A 20647-nucleotide genomic window follows, 5' to 3' on the forward strand; every position below is an offset into this window, starting at 1 on the left:
CCCAGCTTGTTCACCGCCGGAATCAACGAGGACGACGCACACACCCGCGCCACCTCCTCGATCACGATCACCGTCGCCAACGCGTCCGCCCCCGCGCCGCCGTACTCCTCCGGCACGTGCACCGCATGCAGGTCATTACCCCGCAACGCGTCCAACGCCTCCTGCGGGAACCGCCCCAGCTCATCCACCTCCGCCGCGAACGGAGCGATCTTCGCCTCGGCCAGCGAACGCACCGCCTCACGGAGCATCTCGTGCTCCTCGGAGATACGGAAGAGATCGAAGTCAGCCGCCCCTGCGCTGCCCGCCATGATGCCCGCCTCGTCCAGTGATCGACGTCAGTCCGGTGTTAACTACCGTTCAGTAGGGATCCTAGGGCTCCGACCTGTGACTGCCTAGCATCCCCCGCGTGCGGGCGATCTCGGCCGATCACGGCGGGGCGGATAGCATCAGGAGCACCCGTACAGGTCGAGTCCGCACAAAAGGGGAACCCGTGACCCTCCGCATCTCCGTGATCGGCACCGGCTACCTCGGCGCCACGCATGCGGCCGCGATGGCCGAGTTCGGCTTCGAGGTGCTGGGTCTGGACATCGACCCCGACAAGATCGCCACGCTGACCGCCGGGCGCGTCCCGATGTACGAGCCGGGGCTGTCCGAGCTGCTGCTCAAGCACGTCGCCGGGCACGAGGGCTCGACCGGCCGGCTGCGCTTCACCACCTCCGTCCAGGAGGCCGCGGAGTTCGGCGACGTGCACTTCGTCTGCGTCAACACGCCGCAGCGCAAGGGCGAGTTCGCCGCCGACATGTCGTACGTCGACACCGCGATCGACGGCCTCGCGCCGTACCTGACCCGCCCGGCCCTGGTGGTCGGCAAGTCCACCGTGCCGGTCGGCTCGGCGAGCCGGCTGGCCGAGCGGCTGGCCGCGCTGGCGCCGGTCGGCGCGGGCGCCGAACTCGCCTGGAACCCGGAGTTCCTGCGCGAGGGGTTCGCCGTCCAGGACACCCTGCGCCCGGACCGGATCGTGGTCGGCGCCCACAGCGAGCGCGCCGAGCGGCTGCTGCGCGAGGTGTACGCGGAGCCGATCTCCGCCGGGGTGCCGTTCATGGTCACCGACTTCGCGACCGCCGAGCTGGTGAAGGCCGCCGCCAACTCCTTCCTGGCCACCAAGATCTCCTTCATCAACGCGATGGCCGAGGTCTGCGAGGCGGCCGGTGCCGACGTCACCCAGCTCAGCACCGCACTCGCCTACGACGAGCGGATCGGCGGCAAGTTCCTCAACTCGGGCCTGGGCTTCGGCGGCGGCTGCCTGCCCAAGGACATCCGGGCGTTCATGGCCCGGGCGGGCGAACTCGGCGCCGACCAGGCGCTGACCTTCCTGCGCGAGGTCGACTCGATCAACATGCGCCGCCGCTCCCGGATGGTCGAGCTGGCCCGCGAGCAGTGCGGCGGCGGCTTCCTGGGCCGCCGGGTCGCCGTCCTCGGCGCCGCGTTCAAGCCCAACTCGGACGACATCCGCGACTCCCCCGCCCTCAACGTCGCCGCCCAGATCCAGCTCCAGGGCGCCCAGGTCACCGTCTACGACCCGAAGGCCGTCGACAACGCCCGCAAGATGTTCCCCTCCCTCACCTACGCCGGCTCCGCCCTGGAAGCCGCCGAGGGCGCCCACGTCGTCCTGCACCTCACCGAGTGGGCCGAGTTCCGCCGGCTGGACCCGGCCGAACTCGGCGCCGTGGTCGCCGAACGCCGCCTCCTCGACGGCCGCAACGTCCTCGACGCCGAAGCCTGGCGCTCCGCCGGCTGGACCTACCGCGCCCTCGGCCGCCCCAGCTGACGCCACCGTTCCACCGTCGACGACGGCCCGACGAACGTGAGTGCCCATGACCGCTGAGTTCTACGACACCGATCGTTCCCCCCGTACCGCGTGGCGGCTCGCCGTCCTGATGGGCCGCAACACCCGCACCTACAAGTTCGCCCTGGCCGCCGCCCTGCAACGCATCGCGACCTCGGAGCAGGCCGCCGGGCTCCGGACCGAGCTGGAGGCGCGATGGAGCATCGTAGAGAGCTCCTTCGCAGCGGGTATCGGCCGCAGCCTGGTCTCCGACGGATTCGCGGTGGGCCTGGAGCGGCTCATGCTGACCGACCGGTGGCGCGAATGCGCCGCCGCTTGAGTAAGTGAAGGAGAGTTGCGACAGCCTTCACGCTCTGCCCGGACGCGGGGGCCGACCCTGACAGGTGGCTAGGAGGTGCTCGTCGGCGAGACCGACGCGGGCGGGGGCAACAGGCAGGGAGTGGTGATGCCGAGGTACACGCGATCTCCGCGGCCCGAGGTCTCCGCCGTGGCGGAGTACCGGCTGCTGGGGTGGAAGGCGTCGACGAGTGCATCCGGCCTGCCGTCCACGGACTCGCGGTAGCCGTTCACGGTCAGGCCCTCGCCGACCAACATGTCACGGACCTTTCTGACCACTTCAGGATGCTGGGCGCGCGGCACCGAACTCTTCACGCTGTACATCAGGATGTACCGGTCATCGGTGGCGGTTTCCCCGTTCCTGCCGGTACAGGGAGTGAAGAGCGCGTCGACGGTCGCGGGGTCGATCTCGATCCCGGCGGTCCGGGCCATGTGCTCGGTGATCTGTTGAGCCCAGGCCTGGGCGTCAGCCTTGGATTTCACGGGTGGTGTGTCATTCCTATCGGTCGGGGCAGTGGATGAGCACGCGCCGAGCATCGCGACCAGGAGCGCAGTGCAGGCAAGGCGCCTGGAAATCCGGGTAGTGATCGCGGTCATGACGCTCCTGAGGATGGTGCGGCTCGGTGGACTGGTAACAGGTTCAGTGCGGAATTTGCGGAAGGACTGTCGGCGGTCGGCCGGCAATGATTCGCCCCTGGTTTTGGAGGCTCTCACTTGCGCCCCCGGAGCCGCTGTCCCAGTAGCCGCCGTGTCCACTGGTGTCGACCTGGATGTTCTGCGCGCCGAAGTACATGTTTTGGGGGGCCGGGCCGGATAGGTCGCCGGCGACCTCCCGGATGAAGTCGTCCCTGGCCGTACCGACCCAGACGTGCTTCGGGTCGATGTTGAGCTCGGATGCCTTGTCCACTCCCATACCGGGACTGCCGAGCGCGAGGATGTCGTCGGCGTTCACCCCGCCGTCCCGTGCGGCCGCGCCCACGACGTAGGTGCCGTAGCTGTGGGCCATGACGGTCAGGTGCGAACAGACGCCGTTGCCGCCCTCGGCCACCCGCAGGCCCTTGGTGAAGTTGCGTAGATCCGGTGCGCCGGCGTCTCCGCGATCGGTGGTGGCCACGCTGAGGGGTGCACCCCACTCCGGTGTTTCGTAGCCCAGCCACGAGACGACGGCGACATTCTCGTCGTCGGCTTTGTCCTCGGCGGCCTTCTGGAGGCGCCGGATGTGGTCCATCTGCCCCGGTACTCCGGAGAGGACGGTTCCGGTGCCTGGTACGAAGACTGCCGTGTGCTGGGACTTGTCGGGGTTGCCCGTCGAGACGATGGCCCGGCCGTTGTGTACGTCCGGGTCGATGCCGAGCAGGAACATCTGGTGCTTCTCCGGGTTCCCGTCGGAGGCCGTCAGCTTCCTCCGGATTTCCTCCAGCGCCGCGATTCGCGATTTGTACTCGCCTTCGTCGATGCCGAAGTCGCTGGGCTTCCCCGTCCGGTAGGCGTCCAGCTTCTCGTCGAGGACGAGACGGTTGGCCTCGTCGCGGACGGTCGCGGGAAGCCCGTCGAGCTTGCCGACCTCGCCGGGGTGCAGGGCCAGGTAGGCCTCCTGCTGCTCCGGGGTGAGGCCCTTCCACCACGCGGCGGACTTCTCCGGGTCCTTGCCGTCCGGAATGTAGGGATCGACCAGGCCCAGGTCCTTCATCGCGGCGCCGGCCGCGTTCTTGGCCCCGGCAAGCGCTCCGTCCGCCTTGGTCGGGTCGAGAGCATTCGAACTGAGCCGACCCAGGGCCGTGTTGCCTTGGTCGCTCGCCGTCTGGGCATCTTTCAGCGCAGTGTCGATCCGGTCCTGGAATCCCTTCATCTCCGACCCGAGCTGTTGACGCGCCTTCTGCGCCTCGGGATCGTTCGCCTCGCCCTTGTCTGCGGGCGGGAGGCTGACGACGCCATCGGACGACACCGTCAGGCCGGCGTCCATGGCGCGCTTCACGGCATTGGTGAGGTTGGTCTGCGCCTGGTACATCCGGTCGGCGACGGTGTTCAGAACCAGGGCCGCGGTGTCCGATTCCACCTTGACGATGTTCGGTTGTTGTTCCGTCTTCGCCATGAACGAAAGCGCGGCCTTGGCATCGTCTCCCTCCCAGTTGCCGCACAGCGGACCGTTGACCTGGCTGCGGTGCCGTTGACCGATGCTCTCCGCTGCGTGCCCCAGAGCCGTCCAGGTCTTTGCGGCATCGTGCAGCCCGTGCGGATCGAACTTCACCAGAAGTTCGTAGATACCGGTCACTTGGGCCCCTGCTGCGGTGCGGCCCATGCACCAGCGACGGCGCGGTCATTGTGCTCGTGAGCGGCTGCGTTGGCATTCAGGTTCGTTGCAGTGCTCGCGAGGCGCTGTTGCAGGTCACCGAGCGGCTGGGACCAGCTGGTGCCCAACTGGCTGAGCCCGCCTGCGATCGACCAGCCGGTCAGCTGGCCGGAGGCGGTACTGCCGGTGTTCACGGCGTTCTGAATCGGAGTGCCGAGTTCCTCACCCAGACTCTTTGCGATACCTGCGGAGGCCCGCAGATCGGTTGGTTGGATAACGACCTTGCCGGTGGCGTTGTCACCCACTGTTTTCTCCCCCCTGGCGTTGGACACGCGTAGCTGTGCCCCACAGAACGCTAACTGAGCCCTGCGCGCTGCGTATCCGTCCAGATACTCAGATCGCATGGACAGCCAGCGGGCCGCCTTCGCCTGTCCAGCGGCGCGTTTGGGCTTGGTGGCCTTGATGTCGTAGGTCAGGCCGGTGGTCTCGGCGCCGATCCGGGTCTCTTCGAGGATCAGGGGCAGGCCTGAGGGCCGGTCGCAGGTGACGCGGTGGACGACCAGCAGGACGGCGGCCTCGGAAAGGCGAAGGACTTCCCGCTCGTCGGGCTGGGGGACGCGGGCGCTGACCCGCTCGCGCCAGGCCACATCGTGCCCGGCGGCGGCCAATGTCGCGCAGGGCTGGGCTGGTTTCGCCAGAGGGGTGCCCGTGATGTGCCCCATCGGGAGCAGCAAGGCGGTGCAGGGCGCGGCCGTCGCCGGACGGGCCGGTGATCAGCGTGCGGCCGATCTCCGGGAGCTTGCGAAGGTGGCGCGGTCGCGCCTCCGGGAGATGACGGCCGTCGAACAGGAGGAGGTGATGGACCTCCTGAACGTCCGGGTGAAGATCACGGGGATGCCGCCCCGGGGACGACGGGATGACTGCACCCTTGCCAAGGGCTTCGCGGACCGGGGACGAGGCGTCCCGGTGCTCACGGACGAGGGCTGGCAGAAGATCGAACCGGTTCTCGCCGCTGTGAGCCGACGCAAGCGGGCCAACGAGATCCCGGCCCGTTGGGCGGTCGAAGCGTTCCTGTGCAAGGCACGGACCGGTGTCCCCAGGAGCTAGCTGGAGCGGCCGGCGAGCCCCAGGCGAGGGATCTCGATGGCGGGGCACTTGTCCATCACCATGGCGAGGCCGGCGGCCTGGGTGCGCTCGTAGGCGGCCTCATCGACCACGCCGAGTTGGAACCAGACGGCCTTGGCACCGATGGCGGCGGCCTCGTCGGCGACCTCCCCGGCCAGGTCGGAGCGGACGAAGACGTCCACGACGTCGACGGCGAAGGGGATGTCCGCGAGGGACGCGTACCCCTTCTCGCCGTGCACCGTCTCCGCCTTCGGGTGCACGGGCACGATCCGCTTGCCGAAGCGCTGGAGCACCCCGGCCACGCCGTAGGCCGCACGCCGCTGGTTGGACGAGAGACCCACGACGGCCCAGGTGTCACCCGGCTCGGTAAGGATCCTGCGGACCGTCTCCGGGTCTCCGTACATGCCCTGCCTCCTCGTGGACGAGAACTCATCACGGCCAGCGCCACCGCTCCCCCGGCCATTCCCGGCCGTTCCCGGGATCTGCCGGGATCTGCCGGGATCCGCGCGGACCAGGACGGCCGGGCTCGCCGTGGTGATGACCCGTGCCCGGCCATCGAGATCCCGCCGCTCGACTAGGAGCGGTCGCCGTCCAGCTGTGCGATGGTGGCGATGGACGGGCGGCGGCTCGTCCGCAGCCCGGCGGCGACCGACTCGGCGTCGCGCAGGACGCGGACGGCGTTGTGCCAGGTGAGCTTGGCGAGGTCGGCCTCGGACCAGTGGCGGCGCAGGAGTTCGGCGATCAGGTTGGGGTAGCCGGCCACCGAGTCCAGGCCGTCGGGCAGGAAGGCGGTGCCGTCGAAGTCGCCGCCGATGCCGATGTGGTCGATGCCGGCGACCTCGCGCATGTGGTCGAGGTGGTCGGCGACGGTGGCCGGGGTGGCGGCCGGGCGCGGGTTGGCGGCCGCGAAGGCGCGCTGGCGCTCCATCGCGGGCGGGGTGGTGTCGAGCGGGTGGAGGCCGTGGGCGCGCATGTTCTCGTCGGCGGCCAGGGTCCACTCGACGGCGGCGGGCAGGATGAACTTGGGCACGAAGGTGGCCATCGCCACACCGCCGTTGGCGGGCAGCTGGGCGAGCACGTCGTCCGGGATGTTGCGCGGGTGGTCGCAGACGGCGCGGGCGGAGGAGTGCGAGAAGACGACCGGCGCCTCGGTGACCCGCAGGGCGTCGCGCATGGTGTCGGCGGAGACGTGTGAGAGGTCGACGAGCATGCCGAGCCGGTTCATCTCCCGGACGACCTCCTCGCCGAAGCGGGTCAGCCCGCCGGCCACCGGCTTGTCGGTGGCGGAGTCGGCCCACGGGGTGTTGTCGTTGTGGGTCAGCGTCAGGTAGCGCACGCCGAGTTCGTGGAGGGCACGCAGGGTGGCGAGCGAGCAGTCGATGGAGTGACCGCCCTCGGCGCCCATCAGGGAGGCGATCCGGCCCTCGGCGCGGGCGGCCTCCATGTCGTCGGCGGTGCGGGCGAGCCGGAGCCGGTCGGGGTAGCGCTCGACCAGGGCGTGGACGAAGTCGATCTGCTCCAGGGTGGCACTGACCGCGTGGTCCCCGGCCAGCCGGGAGGGCACGTAGACGGACCAGAACTGCGCGCCGACCCCGCCCTCCGCGAGGCGGTCGAGGTCGGTGTGCAGGCGGTCGCTCTGGTCGGCGGCGAGGTCGAGCGCGCCGAGGTCGTACCCGGCCTGCTCGCGCATCGCCCACGGGAGGTCGTTGTGGCCGTCCACCACGGGGGCGGTGCGCAGCAGGGCCCGGGCTCGTTCCAGCGGGGTGGGGGAGTCCAGCTCAGAAGTCATGCAAGCTGTTCTACCCGAACCGCCGGAGCGGGCGAAGGGCGAACGAACTACTTGCCGAAGCCGAAGGAGGTCGAGCCGGCCACCTTGGCCCGGAGCTTCTTGCCCTTCTCGGTGGCCTGGTTGTTCAGCTCGGTCTGGAACTCTGCCATCCGCTCGGTCAGTTCGGGGTCGAACGCGGCGAGCATCCGCACCGCGAGCAGGCCGGCGTTACGCGCGCCGGCCACCGAGACGGTCGCGACCGGGACGCCGGCCGGCATCTGGACGATCGACAGCAGGCTGTCCATGCCGTCCAGGTAGCGCAGCGGCACCGGCACGCCGATGACGGGCAGCGGGGTGACGGAGGCGAGCATGCCCGGCAGGTGGGCGGCGCCGCCGGCGCCGGCGATGATGGCCTTCAGGCCGCGCCGGTGGGCGTTCTCGCCGTACGCGACCATCTCGCGGGGCATCCGGTGCGCCGAGACGACGTCGACCTCGTAGGGGATCTCGAACTCGTCGAGGGCCTGGGCGGCGGCCTCCATGACGGGCCAGTCGGAGTCCGAGCCCATGACGATGCCGACAAGAGGTGCAGTCATTCGGTGATCGTTCCTCGCAGGTAGGCGGCCGCGTGGCGGGCGCGCTCGCGGACGTCGTCGAGGTCGTCCCCGAAGACGTTGACGTGGCCGACCTTGCGGCCGGGCTTCACGTCCTTCCCGTACATGTGGATCCGCAGGCCGGGGTCGCGGGCCATGCAGTGCAGGAAGGCGTGGTACATGTCCGGGTAGTCGCCGCCCAGGACGTTGACCATCACGGTCCACTTGGCGCGCGGCCGGGGGTCGCCGAGCGGGAGGTCGAGGACGGCCCGCAGGTGGTTCTCGAACTGCGAGGTGACGGCGCCGTCCTGGGTCCAGTGCCCGGAGTTGTGCGGGCGCATGGCCAGTTCGTTGACGAGGATCCGGCCGTCCCGGGTCTGGAACAGTTCGACGGCGAGGTGACCGGTGATGCCGAGGTCACCGGCGATGCGCAGGGCCAACTGCTGGGCCTCGTCGGAGAGGGCGGGGTCGAGGTCCGGCGCGGGGGCGGTGACCTCGGCGCAGACGCCGTTCTCCTGGACGCTCTCCACCACCGGGTAGGCGACGGCCTGGCCGCTGGGCGAGCGGACGACGTTGGCGGCGAGCTCGCGGACGAAGTCGACCTTCTCCTCGGCGAGCACCGGGACGCCGGCCAGGAACGGCGCCTGTGCGTCCTCCTCGCCGTCGACGACCCAGACGCCCTTGCCGTCGTAGCCGCCGCGCACGGTCTTCAGCACGACCGGGTAGCCGGAGCCCTCGTTCGCGAAGGCGGTGACGTCGGCCGGGTCGGCGACGATCCGGTGCCGGGGGCAGGGCACGCCGATGGCGTCGAGCCTGGCCCGCATCACGCCCTTGTCCTGGGCGTTGACCAGCGCGTCCGGGCCGGGCCGGACGGCGATGCCGTCGGCTTCCAGGGCCCGCAGGTGCTCGGTGGGGACGTGCTCGTGGTCGAAGGTGATCACGTCGCAGCCGGCCGCGAAGCGGCGCAGCGTGTCGAGGTCGCGGTAGTCACCGAGGACGACGTCGGAGACCACCTGCGCGGCGGAGTCCTGGGGCGTGTCGGCGAGGAGTTTGAACCTGACCCCGAGCGGGATGCCCGCCTGGTGTGCCATGCGGGCCAGTTGCCCACCGCCGATCATGCCCACCACTGGAAAATTCACATTGCCCGGGGAAGTCACCCCGCCAGGATATCCGGGCCGGTCGGGGGCGGTGGAACCGCCGGAGCGGGCTGGGCGTCCCGGTCAACCCGGGAGCCGGGGGGCTGAGCCGTTCGGTGGAAGCGGGTAGCCTGGACGGCTAGGTCCTGGGATACGCAGTCCGATCATGTGCGTGCACGCAGGGCTCAAGGGGTGGACGCGTCCACGCGATCCGCTCTTCGTCCCGCAGGTACATGGAGGCAGCCCGGTATGGCGACGACCGCAGCTTCGAGCCCTTCGCTCGTGCAGAGAATGCGCGGGCTCAAGGGCGAAGTCGTGAAGTTCGGCATCGTCGGCCTGAGCGGCGTGGTGGTCAACTTCGCCGTGTTCTGGGTCTGCATCAACAGCATGGGCCTGGCCTCGCTGCGCTCCAACATCGTGGCGACGGTGATCGCGATCGCCACCAACTACCTCGGCTACCGCTACTGGCTGTACCGGGACCGCGACGCCGCCTCCCGCAAGCGGGAGATCACGCTGTTCCTGGTGTTCAGCGGCATCGGCATGCTGATCGAGACCGGCGTGCTCGGCTTCTTCAGGTACGTGCTGGGCATGGACTCGCACTACGAGCAGCTCGGCGCCAAGGTGATCGGCCTCGCGGTGGCCACCGTGTTCCGCTTCGTCTCGTACCGGACCTGGGTGTTCAAGGCGCTGCCCGAGCCGGCCGCGGAGCCGGTGCCGGCCGCCACCGGCCAGGAACTGGCGGCGCAGGCCGAGCTGATGCTGGCCGCCGAGCAGATCCGCTACGCCAAGGCCGAGTAGCCGGGCCCGGGAGCAAGCAGCCGGGCCCAGGATCGGGCAGCCGGCCGGAAGCCCCTCCCCCACCACCCCCTTGCCCGGCCCGCCTCCACCGGAGGACAGTGGTGACCGAGGACGGGCACGGCCGGCGGACGATCGAGGCCGAGGGGGGTCCAGGAGGCTCGCCATGGCGTTCGTCCAGATCATTGACTGCAAGACCGACAGGCTCGACGACCTCAACCGGCTCATGGACACCTGGGCCGAGCAGACCCGGGGCCGGCGGACGGCGGGCCACGCGATGGTCGCCACCGACCGCGCCGACACCACGCACGTGGTGGAGATCGTCGAGTTCGCCTCGTACGAGGAGGCGATGAGGAACTCCGGTCTGCCCGAGACGGACCGGATCTTCCGCGAGATGGTGGCGCTGTGCGACGCACCGCCGACCTTCACCGACCTCGACGTGATCCACGACGCCACGTTCGACAAGGCCACCGCGACCCGGGTGATCGAGGGGATCGCCAAGGGCGACCTCAACGTGATCGACGCGTGCATGGCCGCCGACTACCGCGACCACGACTACGGCAGCGGGGGCGACGCGGTCGGCATCCCGGCGTTCCGCGAGCGCTGCGCCGGCTACCTCGACGCCTTCGACTTCGACTTCGTGATCGAGAGCCAGATCGCCGAGGGCGACGAGGTCGCCGTCCGGTGGACCTGTCACGCCACGCAGACGGCCGACTTCCGGGGCATGCCGCCCACCGGCAGGTCCGCCGTGGGCCGCGGCACGACCACCTTCCGCTTCAAGGACGGGAAGATCACCGAGGGCTGGTGGCAGTGGGACGTCCTGGGCCTGATGCGCCGGCTCGGGATGGAGCTGCCGAGCCGCGCATGAGCCGGCCGGTGCCCTGAACCGGACGGTGCCTGAACCGACCGGTGCCCTGAACCGACCGGTGCCCGAATCGGACGGCGTCCGAGCCGGCCGACACCTCGGCCCCCGACATCTCGGCCCCCGACACCCGAGCGGCCTCAGTCCTCGTGGCTGCGGCCGAGGAAGAGCGCGAACACCGCCGGCTTCAGCGAGAGCAGTTCGAGCCGGCCGCCGTCCGCCTCCGCGAGGTCCCGGGCGACGGCCAGGCCGATGCCGGTGGAGTTGCGGCCGCTGACCGCGCGCTCGAACACCCGGTTCCCGAGGTCCGGCGGCACGCCGGCGCCCTGGTCCTGCACCTCGACCACCACCGAGGTGCCGGAGGGGCGCACCCGCAGGGTGATCGTCCCGGCGCCGTGCATCAGCGAGTTCTCGATCAGGGTGGCCAGCACCTGGGCGACGGTGCCCGGGGTGCCGACGGCGGTGATCCCGTGCAGGCCCTCCAGGGACAGCACCCGGCCGGTCTCGCGCAGCGACGGGCCCCACTCCTCCACCTGCTGCTTGATCACCTCGTCCAGGTCGAAGGCCACCGCGGTGGGGCTGCGCGGGTCGCGCTGGGTGGTGAGCAGCCGCTGGACGACGTCGGTGAGCCGCTCGACCTGCTGGAGGGCGATGGTCGCCTCCTCCTTGACGGTCTCCGGCTCCTCGGCGAGGGCGGTGATCTCCTCCAGCCGCATGGAGAGCGCGGTGAGCGGGGTGCGCAGCTGGTGCGAGGCGTCGGCGGCGAGCCGGCGTTCGGCGGTGAGCATCCGGGCGATCCGCTCGGCGCTGGTGTCCAGCACTTCGGCGACCCGGTCGAGTTCGGGCACCCCGTAGCGGCGGTCGCGGGGGCGCGGGTCGCCGGATCCGAGCCGCTCGGCGGTCTCGGCCAGGTCGGTGAGCGGCCGGGCGAGCCGTTTGGCCTGCCAGACGGCGAGCGCCACGGCGGCCTGGACGGCCAGCAGGGCGACCACTCCGAGCAGCAGCAGCATGTTGGCGATCTCGTGGTCGACGTCCGCGCGGGACTGCTCGACGGTGACGACCTCGCCGCTGTTGCCGCGTTCGACGGCCTTCAGCAGGTGGTCCCCGGCCGGGCGTTCGCCGCTGGAGACGACGTTCTGGCCGGGGATCTGCACCTCGACGTAGCTGCCCTCGGTGACCTGGTTGTCGAAGGCCCGGCCGGTGACCCCCTCGCCCGCGGCGAGCCGGTTCTCGACCAGGGCGAGCACCCGGACGGCCGCCGCGTCCACCCGGTCCTGGGCCGAGTTGACGATGGTGCGCTTCTCGACCAGGGCGAGCGGCACGCAGAACACCACGACCACCACCAGGACGACGCCCAGCAGCGAGTTGATCATCCGGCGTTTCACGCTGCCGCTCCCCGAGGTGTTCCGCTTCATCGACCGACACCCGGCCGCGATCTCCGTACGGGGCTAATTCTTCTCGAACCGGAACCCCACGCCGCGCACGGTGGCGATGTAGCGCGGGTTCGCCGCGTCGTCGCCGAGCTTCTTGCGGAGCCAGGAGATGTGCATGTCCAGCGTCTTGGTGGAGGTCCACCAGGTGGTGTCCCAGACCTGCCGCATGATCTCCTCGCGGGTGACCACCCGGCCGGCGTCCCGGACGAGGACGCGCAGCAGCTCGAACTCCTTGGCGGAGAGGGTGAGCTCCTCCTCGCCGAGCCAGGCGCGGTGGGACTCGATGTCGATCTTCACCCCGTGCGCGCCGGTGGTGAGCTGGTCGACGTTGCCGCGCCGGAGCAGGGCCCGGACGCGGGCGAGCAGTTCGGCCAGGCGGAAGGGCTTGGTGACGTAGTCGTCGGCACCGGCGTCGAGGCCCACCACGGTGTCCACCTCGTCCGCGCGGGCGGTGAGCACCAGGACGGGGCAGCTCTTGCCGTCGGCGCGCAGGCGGCGGCAGACCTCCAGGCCGTCCATCTCGGGCAGGCCGAGGTCGAGGACGACGAGGTCGACCTCCTCGGTCAGGCCGGCGGTCAGTGCGGTCGGACCGTCCTCGCGGACGAGCACCTCATAGCCCTCACGTCGCAGGGCTCGGGCGAGCGGTTCGGAGATCGCCGGATCGTCCTCGGCGAGCAGCACACAGGTCATGTGGTGATGGTAGTCCGCCGGGGTATGCCCGACTGCCTTGTGAGGTAGTTCACAGAGCGTGATCGTTACATGGGGGCCCCGGAGCGCTCAACACGCCGTTGCCGACCGCTCGTTCGGCGAAGAATCTCGCCCTCAGACTTTAAACCGAAGGAGAATTCGCCCGTCTACCATGGATAGACCTGGCAGATCTGTCGCAGACTTTGCCATTCCCATACCTGATTCATGGCTTTTGTCATCCGATAACGCTAAATATCGCCACGTAGAGTGGTTCCGTCCACGTCCGCTGCCACCCCCCTAGGCGGACGCTGTCAGGCAAGGAACCACTACTCATGGCGTCTACGACCCTGGAAGCCGGCCTCACGTCGGCCTCTCCCGGCGGCAAGACCTTCCTCGGCCACCCCCGAGGTCTCGCCACTCTCTTCATGAGCGAGATGTGGGAGCGCTTCAGCTACTACGGCATGCGCGCCCTGCTGGTGCTGTACATGACCGCCTCCCTCACGGACGGCGGGCTCGGCATGAAGACGGCGACCGCCGCCGCCGTGTACAGCGTCTACACGGCCATGGTCTACCTGCTGGCCCTTCCGGGCGGCTGGATCGCCGACCGTTTCCTCGGCGCCCGCAAGACCGTCGCGGTCGGCGGCACGATCATCATGATCGGCCACTTCCTGCTGGCCGTGCCGTTCAGCGGCTCGTTCTTCGCCGGCCTGGTCTTCATCGCGGTCGGCTCGGGCCTGCTCAAGGCCAACATCTCCACGATGGTCGGCCACCTCTACGACGGCCCGAACGACCCGCGCCGTGACGGCGGCTTCACGATCTTCTACATGGGGATCAACCTCGGCGCCTTCATAGCTCCGCTGGTCGTCGGCACCGTCGGCCAGAACGTCAACTGGCACCTCGGCTTCGCCCTGGCCGGCATCGGCATGGCCCTCGGCCTGTTCCAGTTCCTGCTGGGCACCCGCCACCTGAGCCCGAAGAGCAACGTCGTCACCTCGCCGATCGGCGCCGACGAGAAGCGGAAGATCTTCACCAAGGCCGGTATCTGGCTGGCCGCGGCGGCCGTCTTCTACGCGATCGTCGGGGCCACCGGCCACTTCACGATCAACTGGGCGATCTGGCCGCTGTCCATCGCCGGCCTGGCCATCCCGGTCTTCGTGTTCGCCAAGGTGAAGCGCGACAAGGACCTGGACGCCAACGAGCAGTCCAAGATGAGCGGCTACATCTGGTTCTTCGTCGCCGCCGCCGTGTTCTGGATGATCTACGACCAGTCCGGCTCGACGCTGAACATCTTCGCCCAGGACCACACCGCCTCGGCACTGTTCGGGATCGACTTCCCGTCCAGCTGGTTCCAGTCGCTCAACCCGCTGTACATCATGGCGCTGGCCCCGGTCTTCGCCTGGCTCTGGGTCTCGCTGGCCCGCCGGTCGAAGAACCCCAGCACCACCGTGAAGTTCGCCTTCGGTCTGCTGATGATCGGCGCCTCCTTCCTGGTCATGATGCTGGCGATGGCCGCCGCCTCGGGCGACGCCAAGGTCACCCCGCTGTGGCTGGCCATGGTCTACCTGATCCAGACCGTGGGCGAGCTCACCCTCTCCCCGGTCGGCCTGTCCGTCACCACCAAGCTGGCGCCCACCAAGTACGCCAGCCAGATGATGGGCGTCTGGTTCCTCGCCGTCACCGCGGGCGACTGCGTCGCCGCCATCTTCCAGCTGGTGCTGGGCGACAAGGTGGTCGGCAGCACCTGGTACTTCGCGGTCCAGGGCGCCATGGCGATCGTCGCCGGCGTCGCGCTGGCCATGTACCGCAAGCGGGTCGTCACCCTCATGGGCGACGTCCACTGACGCTCGCCTGATCCGGCCCGGGGCCGCCGTGGATTCCTGAGATCCGCGGCGGCCCCGGACGTTTTTCGCTGGACCGGCCGATCCGGCTGTGCCTATGGTGCCCGGCATGACGACCGACTCCTTACCGCGCCGGCTCGCCCGCACCCGGCGGTTCACCCTCGGCGCCCCCGCCCGGCCGACCGTCACCGCCGACGGCGCCACCGTGCTGTTCCTGCGCAGCCGGGGCGGCACCGACCCGCTGGCCTGCCTCTGGGCCCTCGACACCGCGACCGGCGGGGAACGGCTGATCGCCGACCCGATCGCCCTCGGCGCCACCGCCGGCATCACCGGGTACGGCACCGACGCCGCCGGGCGGTACGCCGCCTTCGCGCTGGACGGCGCGCTGTGGCTCGCCGACACCACCGAGGGCACCGTCCGTTCCGTCCCCGTCCCCGATGCGCCGGAGGACCCGCGCCCCGACCCGACCGGCCGCCGGATCGCCTACGTCAGCGGCGGTGCCCTGCGGGTGGTCGGCGTCGACGGGACGGACGACCGGGCGCTCGCCGAGCCCGAGGCCGAGGACGTCGCGTACGGGCTCGCCGAGTACGTCGCCGCCGAGGAGATGTACCGCGACCGCGGCCACTGGTGGTCCCCCGACGGCACCGCGCTGCTCGTCGCCCGGGTCGACCACCGCCCGGCCACCCGGCTCTTCCTGGCCGACCCCACCGACCCGCAGCTCCCGCCGCGCGCGATCCGCTACCCGCTGGCGGGCACCGCCAACGCGGACGTCTCGCTCCACCTGGTCGGCCTCGACGGCGGCCGGACCGAGGTCCGCTGGGACCGCACCGCCTTCGAGTACCTCACCGCCGCCGGCTGGGACCGCCACGGCCCGCACGCCGCCGTGCAGAGCCGCGACCAGCGCACCGTCCGCACCCTGGCGATCGGCCCGGACGGCGCCACCCGGGTGCTCGCCGAACGGCAGGACGCGCACTGGGTCGAGCTGCTCCCCGGTCTGCCGGTGCGCACCGAGGCGGGCGCGCTGGTCGACACCGCCGATCTCGGCGACACCCGGCACCTGACCGTCGACGGCGAGCCCGTCACCCCGGCCGGGCTGCAGCTGCGGGAGGTGCTCGGCACGGAGGGTGAGCAGGTGCTGTTCACCGCCTCGGAGGAGCCCACCGAGACCCACCTCTGGCAGTACGGACCGGACGGCGGCCTGCGGAGGCTGAGCAGCGGCCCCGGCCTGCACACCGGCACCCGGTGCGGCGGCACACTGGTGCTCACCACCCGGGCCCAGGGCCACCCCGCCGGCCGCAGCACCGTCCTGCGGGAGGGCCGCCCGGCGCTCCCGCTCGCCTCGTACGCCGAACCGCCCGGCCTCGCCGCGCGGCCCGAACTGCTCCGGCTGGGCCCGCGTGAGCTGCGCGCCGCGCTCTTCCTGCCGGACGGCCACCGCCCCGGCGACGGCCCGCTGCCCGTCCTGCTCGACCCGTACGGCGGGCCCGCGACGCAGAAGGCCACCACCGGCGGCCTGTGGTGGGACCACGTCTCGCAGTGGTTCGCCGACCAGGGCTTCGCGGTGCTCGTCGTGGACGGCCGTGGCACCCCCGGGCGCGGGCCGCGCTGGGACAAGACGATCCACGGCGACAAGGCCGGGCCCCCGCTGGCGGACCAGGTCGAGAGCCTGCACGAGACCGCCCGGCTGCGGCCCGGGCTGCTCGACCTCGACCGGGTCGGCATCCGCGGCTGGTCCTACGGGGGCTACCTCGCCGCCCTCGCCGTACTGCGCCGGCCGGACGTCTTCCACGCCGCCTCGGCCGGGGCCGCCCCCGTCGACTGGCGGTTCTACGACACCCACTGGCAGGAGCGCTTCCTCGGCCACCCCGACGAGCACCCCGAGCACTACGACGACGGCTCGCTCATCGCCGAGGCACCGAAGCTGAGCCGCCCGCTGCTGCTGATCCAGGGCCTCGCCGACGACAACGTCCACCCCGCCCACACCCTGCGGCTCTCCCACGCCCTCCTCGCGGCCGGCCGCCCCCACGAGGTGCTGCCGCTCCGGGCCACCGGCCATCGGCCGACCGACGAGGCAGTGGTGGAGAACCTGCTGTGGCACGAACTGGACTTCCTGCGGAGGTCGTTGGGCCGGACATGACCGAAGGCCCGCCCCGGTCGCACGACCGGGGCGGGCCTCCTGGCCGAATCCCGGCCCTCAGACCTCGCGGATCCCCGCCCGCCACACCGCCGCCGTCAGCGGCACGCCCGGCCGGTAGGCCAGGTGGACGTGCGAGGGCGCGTCCAGCAGCAGCAGGTCCGCGCGCGAGCCGACCGCGATCGTCCCGACGTCGCTGCGCCGCAGCGCGTGCGCGCCGCCCGCCGTCGCCGCCCAGACCGCCTCGTCCGGCGTCATGCCCATCTCCCGGACCGCGACCGCGATGCAGAACGCCATCGAACTGGTGAAGCTGGAGCCCGGGTTGCAGTCGGTGGACAGCGCCACCACCGCGCCCGCGTCCAGCAGGCGGCGCCCGCTCGGGTACTCGGCGCGGGTGGAGAACTCCGCCCCCGGCAGCAGCGTCGCGACCGTCCCCGAGCCGGCCAGCGCCGCCACGTCCTCGTCGGTGAGATGGGTGCAGTGGTCCGCCGAGGCGGCGCCCAGTTCGACGGCGAGCTGCACGCCCGGCCCGTACGAGAGCTGGTTGGCGTGCACCCGGGGGGTGAGGCCGCGGTCGATCCCGGCGGTCAGGACCGCCCGCGCCTGGTCGCCGTCGAAGGCGCCCCGCTCGCAGAAGACGTCCACCCAGCGGGCGTGCGGGGCGCAGGCCGCCAGCATCTCCCCGGTGACCAGGTCGACGTACCCGGCCGGGTCGTCGGCGTACTCGGGCGCGACCACGTGCGCGCCCAGGTAGGTGGTCTCCGGGGTGTGCTGCGCGGCGATCCGCAGCGCCCGGGCCTCGTCGGCGACGGTCAGCCCGTAGCCGGACTTGCACTCGATCGTCGTGGTGCCCTGCCGCAGCGCCTCCCGGACGAACCTGGCCAGGTTGGCGTCGAGTTCGGCGTCGCTCGCGGCCCGGGTGGCCGCCACCGTCGTCCGGATGCCGCCCGCCGTGTAGGACTGCCCGGACATCCGGGCGTTGAACTCGGCGGTGCGGTCGCCCGCGAACACCAGGTGGGCGTGCGAGTCGACGAAGCCGGGCAGCAGCGCCCGGCCGTCCGCGTCGAACCGCTCGTCGGCGGCCGGCGCCCGGTCCGCCGGGCCGACCCAGGCGACGGTGGCGCCGTCCAGCACCACGGCCGCGTCGGTCAGCAGGCCGAGCGGCCCGGCGCCGAGCCCGGGGTCGTTGGTGACCAGGCTGCCGATGCCCGTGATCAAGGTGCTCAAGACAACGCCTTCCGGAGGGGGTCGGGGAATCAGGTCAGCAGCCCAGCGCGCCGATGGAGGCCCGCAGCGCGCCCGGCACGTCCGCGACGAGCTGGTGCACGCCGTCCCGGACGATCTGCCGGCCGCCGACCACCACGTGCCGCACGTCCGCCGCCGAGGCCGCGAAGACGGCGATCTCGGCGCCGAGGTGGGGCGGCGGGCCCGCGGTGCGCACCGAGTCCAGGGCGATCACGGTGAAGTCGGCGAGCGCGCCGGCCTCGATCCGCCCGGCCTCGGACCAGCCGAGCGAGGCGTGCCCGTCCTCGGTACCGGCCCGCAGCAGCCCGTTCGCCGTCCAGTGCCCGCGGGTGCGGGTGCGCAGCCGCTCGTCCAGTTCCAGGGCGCGGGCCTCCTCGAACGGGTCGATGACGGCGTGGCTGTCGCTGCCCAGGGTGACCGGGCAGCCAGCCGTGGCGAGCCGGCGGGCCGGGCCGATGCCGTCCGCGAGGTCCCGCTCGGTGGTGGGGCACATGCAGATGGTGGTGGAGGTGTCGGTGAGGAGCCTGACGTCCTCGTCGGTGAGGTGGGTGGCGTGCACGGCCGAGGTGCGCGGGCCGAGCGCGCCGTGGTCGGCGAGCAGCCGGGTCGGGGTGACGCCGTGCGCGGCGAGGCAGGCGTCGTTCTCGGCGGTCTGCTCGGACAGGTGGACGTGCAGCGGCGCCTCGCGCAGCGCCGCCCACTGCGCGACGGTGCCCAGCTGTTCGGCCGGGACGGCCCGCACCGAGTGGACGGCTGCGCCGATCCGGGCGTGCTCGCGGGGCTTGAGCGCGTCCGCCCGCTCGGCCCAGGCGTCGGCGTCGCCGTCGCTGAACCGCAGCTGCGGCTTCGTCGGCTCGGCGCCGAAACCGGCGGAGAGGTAGCAGGTGTCGAGCAGGGTGATCCGGATGCCGGCCCGGGCGGCGGCCTCGATCAGCGCCTCGCCCATCGCGTTGGGGTCGTCGTAGCGGGCGCCGCCGGGGGCGTGGTGCAGGTAGTGGAACTCGCCGACGGCGGTGATCCCGGCCAGCGCCATCTCGGCGTAGACGGCGGTGGCGAGCGCCAGGTAGCCGTCCGGGTCGAGCTCCCCGGCGAACCGGTACATGGTGTCGCGCCAGGTCCAGAAGGTGCCGGAGCCGACCTGGACGTGGCCGCGCAGCGCCCGGTGGAAGGCGTGCGAGTGGGCGTTCGCCTGACCGGGGAGCAGCAGCCCGTCGAGGCGGACGGCGCCGGGCGGGCAGGGCCCGCTGTCCGGGGCCACCGCGGTGATCCGGCCACCGGGACCGGCGGTGATCAGCACGTTCCGCTCGACCACCGGCCCGTTGGGGTGCGGCAGCCAGGCGTACTGCGCCCAGTACGTCACCGGGTCGGTCACTGACACGCCAGGTCCTCCAGTACGTCGGCGAGGGCGGCGACCCCGGCCAGGCAGTCGGCCTCCTCGGCGTGCTCGGCCGGGGAGTGCGAGACCCCGCTGGGGTTGCGCACGAACAGCATGGCGGTCGGGACGGCGGACGCCAGGATTCCGGCGTCGTGTCCGGCGCCGGTGGGCAGCACCGGGGCGTCCAACAGCTTGGCGAGCCGGTCGCGCAGCGGGCCGTCGAAGTCCACCACCGGGGTGTAGGACTCGCGGGTCAGCTCGACCCGGACGCCGTCGCGCTCGCCGCGCTCGGCGGCGGCCTGCTCGATCTCGGCGACCAGCGCGCCCAGGGTGCGCTCGTCGGCGGCCCGGGAGTCCAGCCAGCCGCGCACCAGCGAGGCGATCGCGTTGGTGCCGTTGGGCTCGACCGCGACCTTGCCGAAGGTGGCCAGCGCGCCCGCCTGCCGCGCCTTCTTCCGGGCGGCGAGCACGGTGTTGGCGTAGGTCAGCATCGGGTCGCGGCGGTCCTCGATCCGGGTGGTGCCGGCGTGGTTGGCCTCGCCGTGGAAGTCGAAGCGCCAGCGGCCGTGCGGCCAGATCGCACTGGCCACGCCGACCGGCCGGTCCTCGGTGAGGTGGCGGCCCTGCTCGACGTGGAGTTCGACGAAGGCGCCGATCCGGGCCAGCCGGTCGTCGTCGGCGCCGATCGCGGTCGGGTCGTAGCCCGCCCGCTCCATCGCGTCGGGCAGCCGGAGGCCGTCGGCGTCGCGCAGCTCGTAGGCCTGCTCGCGGGAGAGCACGCCGGCGGAGAGGCGGGAGCCGATGCAGGCCACGCCGAACCGGGCGCCCTCCTCGTCGCCGAAGTTGACGATCGCCAGCGGGCGGGTGAACTCCGTTCCCCTCCCGCGGAGTTCGTCCAGCGCCGCGAAGGAGGAGACCACGCCGAGCGGGCCGTCGAAGGCGCCGCCGTCCGGGACGGAGTCCAGGTGCGAGCCCGTGACGACCGCCCCGCCCGCGTTCGGGTCGCCCAGCCAGGCCCACTGGTTGCCGTTGCGGTCCAGCTCGTACGTCAGGCCGCGGCTGCGGGCCTGCTGCTCGAACCAGGCCCGGCACTCGGCGTCGGCGGAGTTCCAGGCGAACCGGCGGTAGCCGCCGGAGGAGGCGGAGCGGCCCACCGGGAGCAGCTCCGTCCACATCTCTTCGAAGGA

The 20647-nt window shown here is 71.6% G+C and carries 20 protein-coding genes; 7 read left to right on the top strand and 13 right to left on the bottom strand.

What is annotated here, in order from left to right; all coding sequences use genetic code 11:
* Positions 1-308: acyl-CoA dehydrogenase family protein (locus P3T27_RS05525; RefSeq protein WP_280674847.1), on the bottom strand; the 308-nt coding region annotated here is incomplete at its 3' end.
* Positions 309-490: 182 nt separating this feature from the next.
* Here P3T27_RS05525 and P3T27_RS05530 point away from each other — a divergent pair.
* Positions 491-1828 carry a UDP-glucose/GDP-mannose dehydrogenase family protein gene (locus P3T27_RS05530; RefSeq protein WP_280674849.1) on the top strand — a complete coding sequence of 446 codons (1338 nt, stop codon included), beginning with the start codon at positions 491-493 and terminating at the stop codon, positions 1826-1828.
* Positions 1829-1874: 46 nt separating this feature from the next.
* Positions 1875-2165, top strand: coding sequence for a hypothetical protein (locus P3T27_RS05535; RefSeq protein ID WP_280674851.1), 291 nt, complete (start codon positions 1875-1877; stop codon positions 2163-2165).
* Between the two features lie 68 nt (positions 2166-2233).
* Here the strand turns inward: P3T27_RS05535 and P3T27_RS05540 are convergent, their stop codons facing one another.
* Genes P3T27_RS05540 through P3T27_RS05550 form a run of 3 tightly spaced genes read right to left on the bottom strand, consistent with a single transcriptional unit; the run spans position 2234 to position 5194 of the window.
* Complete coding sequence (locus P3T27_RS05540; protein ID WP_280674853.1) at positions 2234-2779, bottom strand: hypothetical protein; 546 nt, start codon at positions 2777-2779, stop codon at positions 2234-2236.
* A 43-nt stretch (positions 2780-2822) separates the two neighbouring features.
* A complete protein-coding gene (locus P3T27_RS05545) occupies positions 2823-4454 on the bottom strand; it encodes an alpha/beta hydrolase (protein ID WP_280674855.1) in 1632 nt (543 codons plus the stop codon).
* Positions 4451-5194, bottom strand: coding sequence for a hypothetical protein (locus tag P3T27_RS05550; protein ID WP_280674857.1), 744 nt, complete (start codon positions 5192-5194; stop codon positions 4451-4453). Before P3T27_RS05550 ends, P3T27_RS05545 begins: the two co-directional genes overlap by 4 nt.
* A gap of 16 nt (positions 5195-5210) precedes the next feature.
* On the opposite strand from P3T27_RS05550, the gene P3T27_RS05555 reads away from it, so the two are divergent.
* On the top strand, positions 5211-5579 hold the full coding sequence (locus P3T27_RS05555; RefSeq protein WP_280674859.1) for a hypothetical protein: 369 nt from the start codon (positions 5211-5213) through the stop codon (positions 5577-5579).
* Here the strand turns inward: P3T27_RS05555 and P3T27_RS05560 are convergent.
* The 4 genes from P3T27_RS05560 to P3T27_RS05575 form a co-directional block, all read right to left on the bottom strand.
* A complete protein-coding gene (locus P3T27_RS05560) occupies positions 5576-6001 on the bottom strand; it encodes a CoA-binding protein (RefSeq protein ID WP_280674861.1) in 426 nt (141 codons plus the stop codon). The genes P3T27_RS05555 and P3T27_RS05560 overlap by 4 nt on opposite strands.
* A gap of 170 nt (positions 6002-6171) precedes the next feature.
* A complete protein-coding gene (locus P3T27_RS05565) occupies positions 6172-7386 on the bottom strand; it encodes a dipeptidase (RefSeq protein WP_280674863.1) in 1215 nt (404 codons plus the stop codon).
* A gap of 47 nt (positions 7387-7433) precedes the next feature.
* Positions 7434-7958, bottom strand: a complete 525-nt coding sequence (gene purE / locus P3T27_RS05570) for a 5-(carboxyamino)imidazole ribonucleotide mutase (protein ID WP_280674865.1) — start codon at positions 7956-7958, stop codon at positions 7434-7436.
* On the bottom strand, positions 7955-9094 hold the full coding sequence (locus tag P3T27_RS05575) for a 5-(carboxyamino)imidazole ribonucleotide synthase (protein WP_348534068.1): 1140 nt from the start codon (positions 9092-9094) through the stop codon (positions 7955-7957). The genes purE and P3T27_RS05575 overlap by 4 nt, the downstream gene beginning before the upstream one ends.
* Before the next feature lie 288 nt (positions 9095-9382).
* On the opposite strand from P3T27_RS05575, the gene P3T27_RS05580 reads away from it, so the two are divergent.
* Positions 9383-9889, top strand: coding sequence for a GtrA family protein (locus P3T27_RS05580; RefSeq protein WP_280675746.1), 507 nt, complete (start codon positions 9383-9385; stop codon positions 9887-9889).
* 163 nt (positions 9890-10052) lie between these two features.
* The gene (locus P3T27_RS05585; protein WP_280674869.1) at positions 10053-10754 is read left to right on the top strand and encodes an ester cyclase; all 702 of its coding nucleotides are present in this window, start codon (positions 10053-10055) and stop codon (positions 10752-10754) included.
* 134 nt (positions 10755-10888) lie between these two features.
* On the opposite strand, the gene P3T27_RS05590 is transcribed toward P3T27_RS05585, so the two are convergent.
* Together P3T27_RS05590 and P3T27_RS05595 are read right to left on the bottom strand one after the other, a co-directional pair.
* Entirely contained in the window at positions 10889-12133 is a 1245-nt protein-coding gene (locus tag P3T27_RS05590) for an ATP-binding protein (RefSeq protein WP_280675748.1), read from the bottom strand.
* 63 nt (positions 12134-12196) lie between these two features.
* On the bottom strand, positions 12197-12871 hold the full coding sequence (locus tag P3T27_RS05595; RefSeq protein ID WP_280674871.1) for a response regulator transcription factor: 675 nt from the start codon (positions 12869-12871) through the stop codon (positions 12197-12199).
* Between the two features lie 329 nt (positions 12872-13200).
* On the opposite strand from P3T27_RS05595, the gene P3T27_RS05600 reads away from it, so the two are divergent.
* Positions 13201-14709 (top strand): oligopeptide:H+ symporter, encoded by a 1509-nt coding sequence (locus tag P3T27_RS05600; protein ID WP_280674873.1) that lies wholly within the window; start codon positions 13201-13203, stop codon positions 14707-14709.
* Positions 14710-14815: 106 nt separating this feature from the next.
* Positions 14816-16843, top strand: a complete 2028-nt coding sequence (locus P3T27_RS05605) for a prolyl oligopeptidase family serine peptidase (protein WP_280674875.1) — start codon at positions 14816-14818, stop codon at positions 16841-16843.
* Between the two features lie 57 nt (positions 16844-16900).
* On the opposite strand, the gene hutI is transcribed toward P3T27_RS05605, so the two are convergent.
* Genes hutI through P3T27_RS05620 form a run of 3 tightly spaced genes read right to left on the bottom strand, consistent with a single transcriptional unit; the run spans position 16901 to position 20635 of the window.
* Entirely contained in the window at positions 16901-18067 is a 1167-nt protein-coding gene (gene hutI / locus P3T27_RS05610; RefSeq protein WP_280674877.1) for an imidazolonepropionase, read from the bottom strand.
* 34 nt (positions 18068-18101) lie between these two features.
* Positions 18102-19463 (bottom strand): formimidoylglutamate deiminase, encoded by a 1362-nt coding sequence (locus P3T27_RS05615; RefSeq protein WP_280674879.1) that lies wholly within the window; start codon positions 19461-19463, stop codon positions 18102-18104.
* Positions 19454-20635 (bottom strand): allantoate amidohydrolase, encoded by a 1182-nt coding sequence (locus tag P3T27_RS05620; RefSeq protein ID WP_280675750.1) that lies wholly within the window; start codon positions 20633-20635, stop codon positions 19454-19456. Before P3T27_RS05620 ends, P3T27_RS05615 begins: the two co-directional genes overlap by 10 nt.
* Between the last annotated feature and the right edge of the window lie 12 nt (positions 20636-20647).

It is taken from the genome of Kitasatospora sp. MAA19 (assembly GCF_029894125.1).
In the GTDB taxonomy this organism is placed as follows: domain Bacteria; phylum Actinomycetota; class Actinomycetes; order Streptomycetales; family Streptomycetaceae; genus Kitasatospora.

Coding starts and splice junctions, on each gene's coding strand:
- P3T27_RS05535 (WP_280674851.1), top strand. CDS start 1,875: ATGACCGCTGAGTTCTACGACACCGATCGTTCCCCCCGTACCGCGTGG.
- P3T27_RS05540 (WP_280674853.1), bottom strand. CDS start 2,779: ATGACCGCGATCACTACCCGGATTTCCAGGCGCCTTGCCTGCACTGCG.
- P3T27_RS05550 (WP_280674857.1), bottom strand. CDS start 5,194: ATGGGGCACATCACGGGCACCCCTCTGGCGAAACCAGCCCAGCCCTGC.
- P3T27_RS05560 (WP_280674861.1), bottom strand. CDS start 6,001: ATGTACGGAGACCCGGAGACGGTCCGCAGGATCCTTACCGAGCCGGGT.
- P3T27_RS05565 (WP_280674863.1), bottom strand. CDS start 7,386: ATGACTTCTGAGCTGGACTCCCCCACCCCGCTGGAACGAGCCCGGGCC.
- purE (WP_280674865.1), bottom strand. CDS start 7,958: ATGACTGCACCTCTTGTCGGCATCGTCATGGGCTCGGACTCCGACTGG.
- P3T27_RS05580 (WP_280675746.1), top strand. CDS start 9,383: ATGCGCGGGCTCAAGGGCGAAGTCGTGAAGTTCGGCATCGTCGGCCTG.
- P3T27_RS05585 (WP_280674869.1), top strand. CDS start 10,053: ATGGCGTTCGTCCAGATCATTGACTGCAAGACCGACAGGCTCGACGAC.
- P3T27_RS05595 (WP_280674871.1), bottom strand. CDS start 12,871: ATGACCTGTGTGCTGCTCGCCGAGGACGATCCGGCGATCTCCGAACCG.
- P3T27_RS05600 (WP_280674873.1), top strand. CDS start 13,201: ATGGCGTCTACGACCCTGGAAGCCGGCCTCACGTCGGCCTCTCCCGGC.
- P3T27_RS05605 (WP_280674875.1), top strand. CDS start 14,816: ATGACGACCGACTCCTTACCGCGCCGGCTCGCCCGCACCCGGCGGTTC.
- P3T27_RS05620 (WP_280675750.1), bottom strand. CDS start 20,635: ATGTGGACGGAGCTGCTCCCGGTGGGCCGCTCCGCCTCCTCCGGCGGC.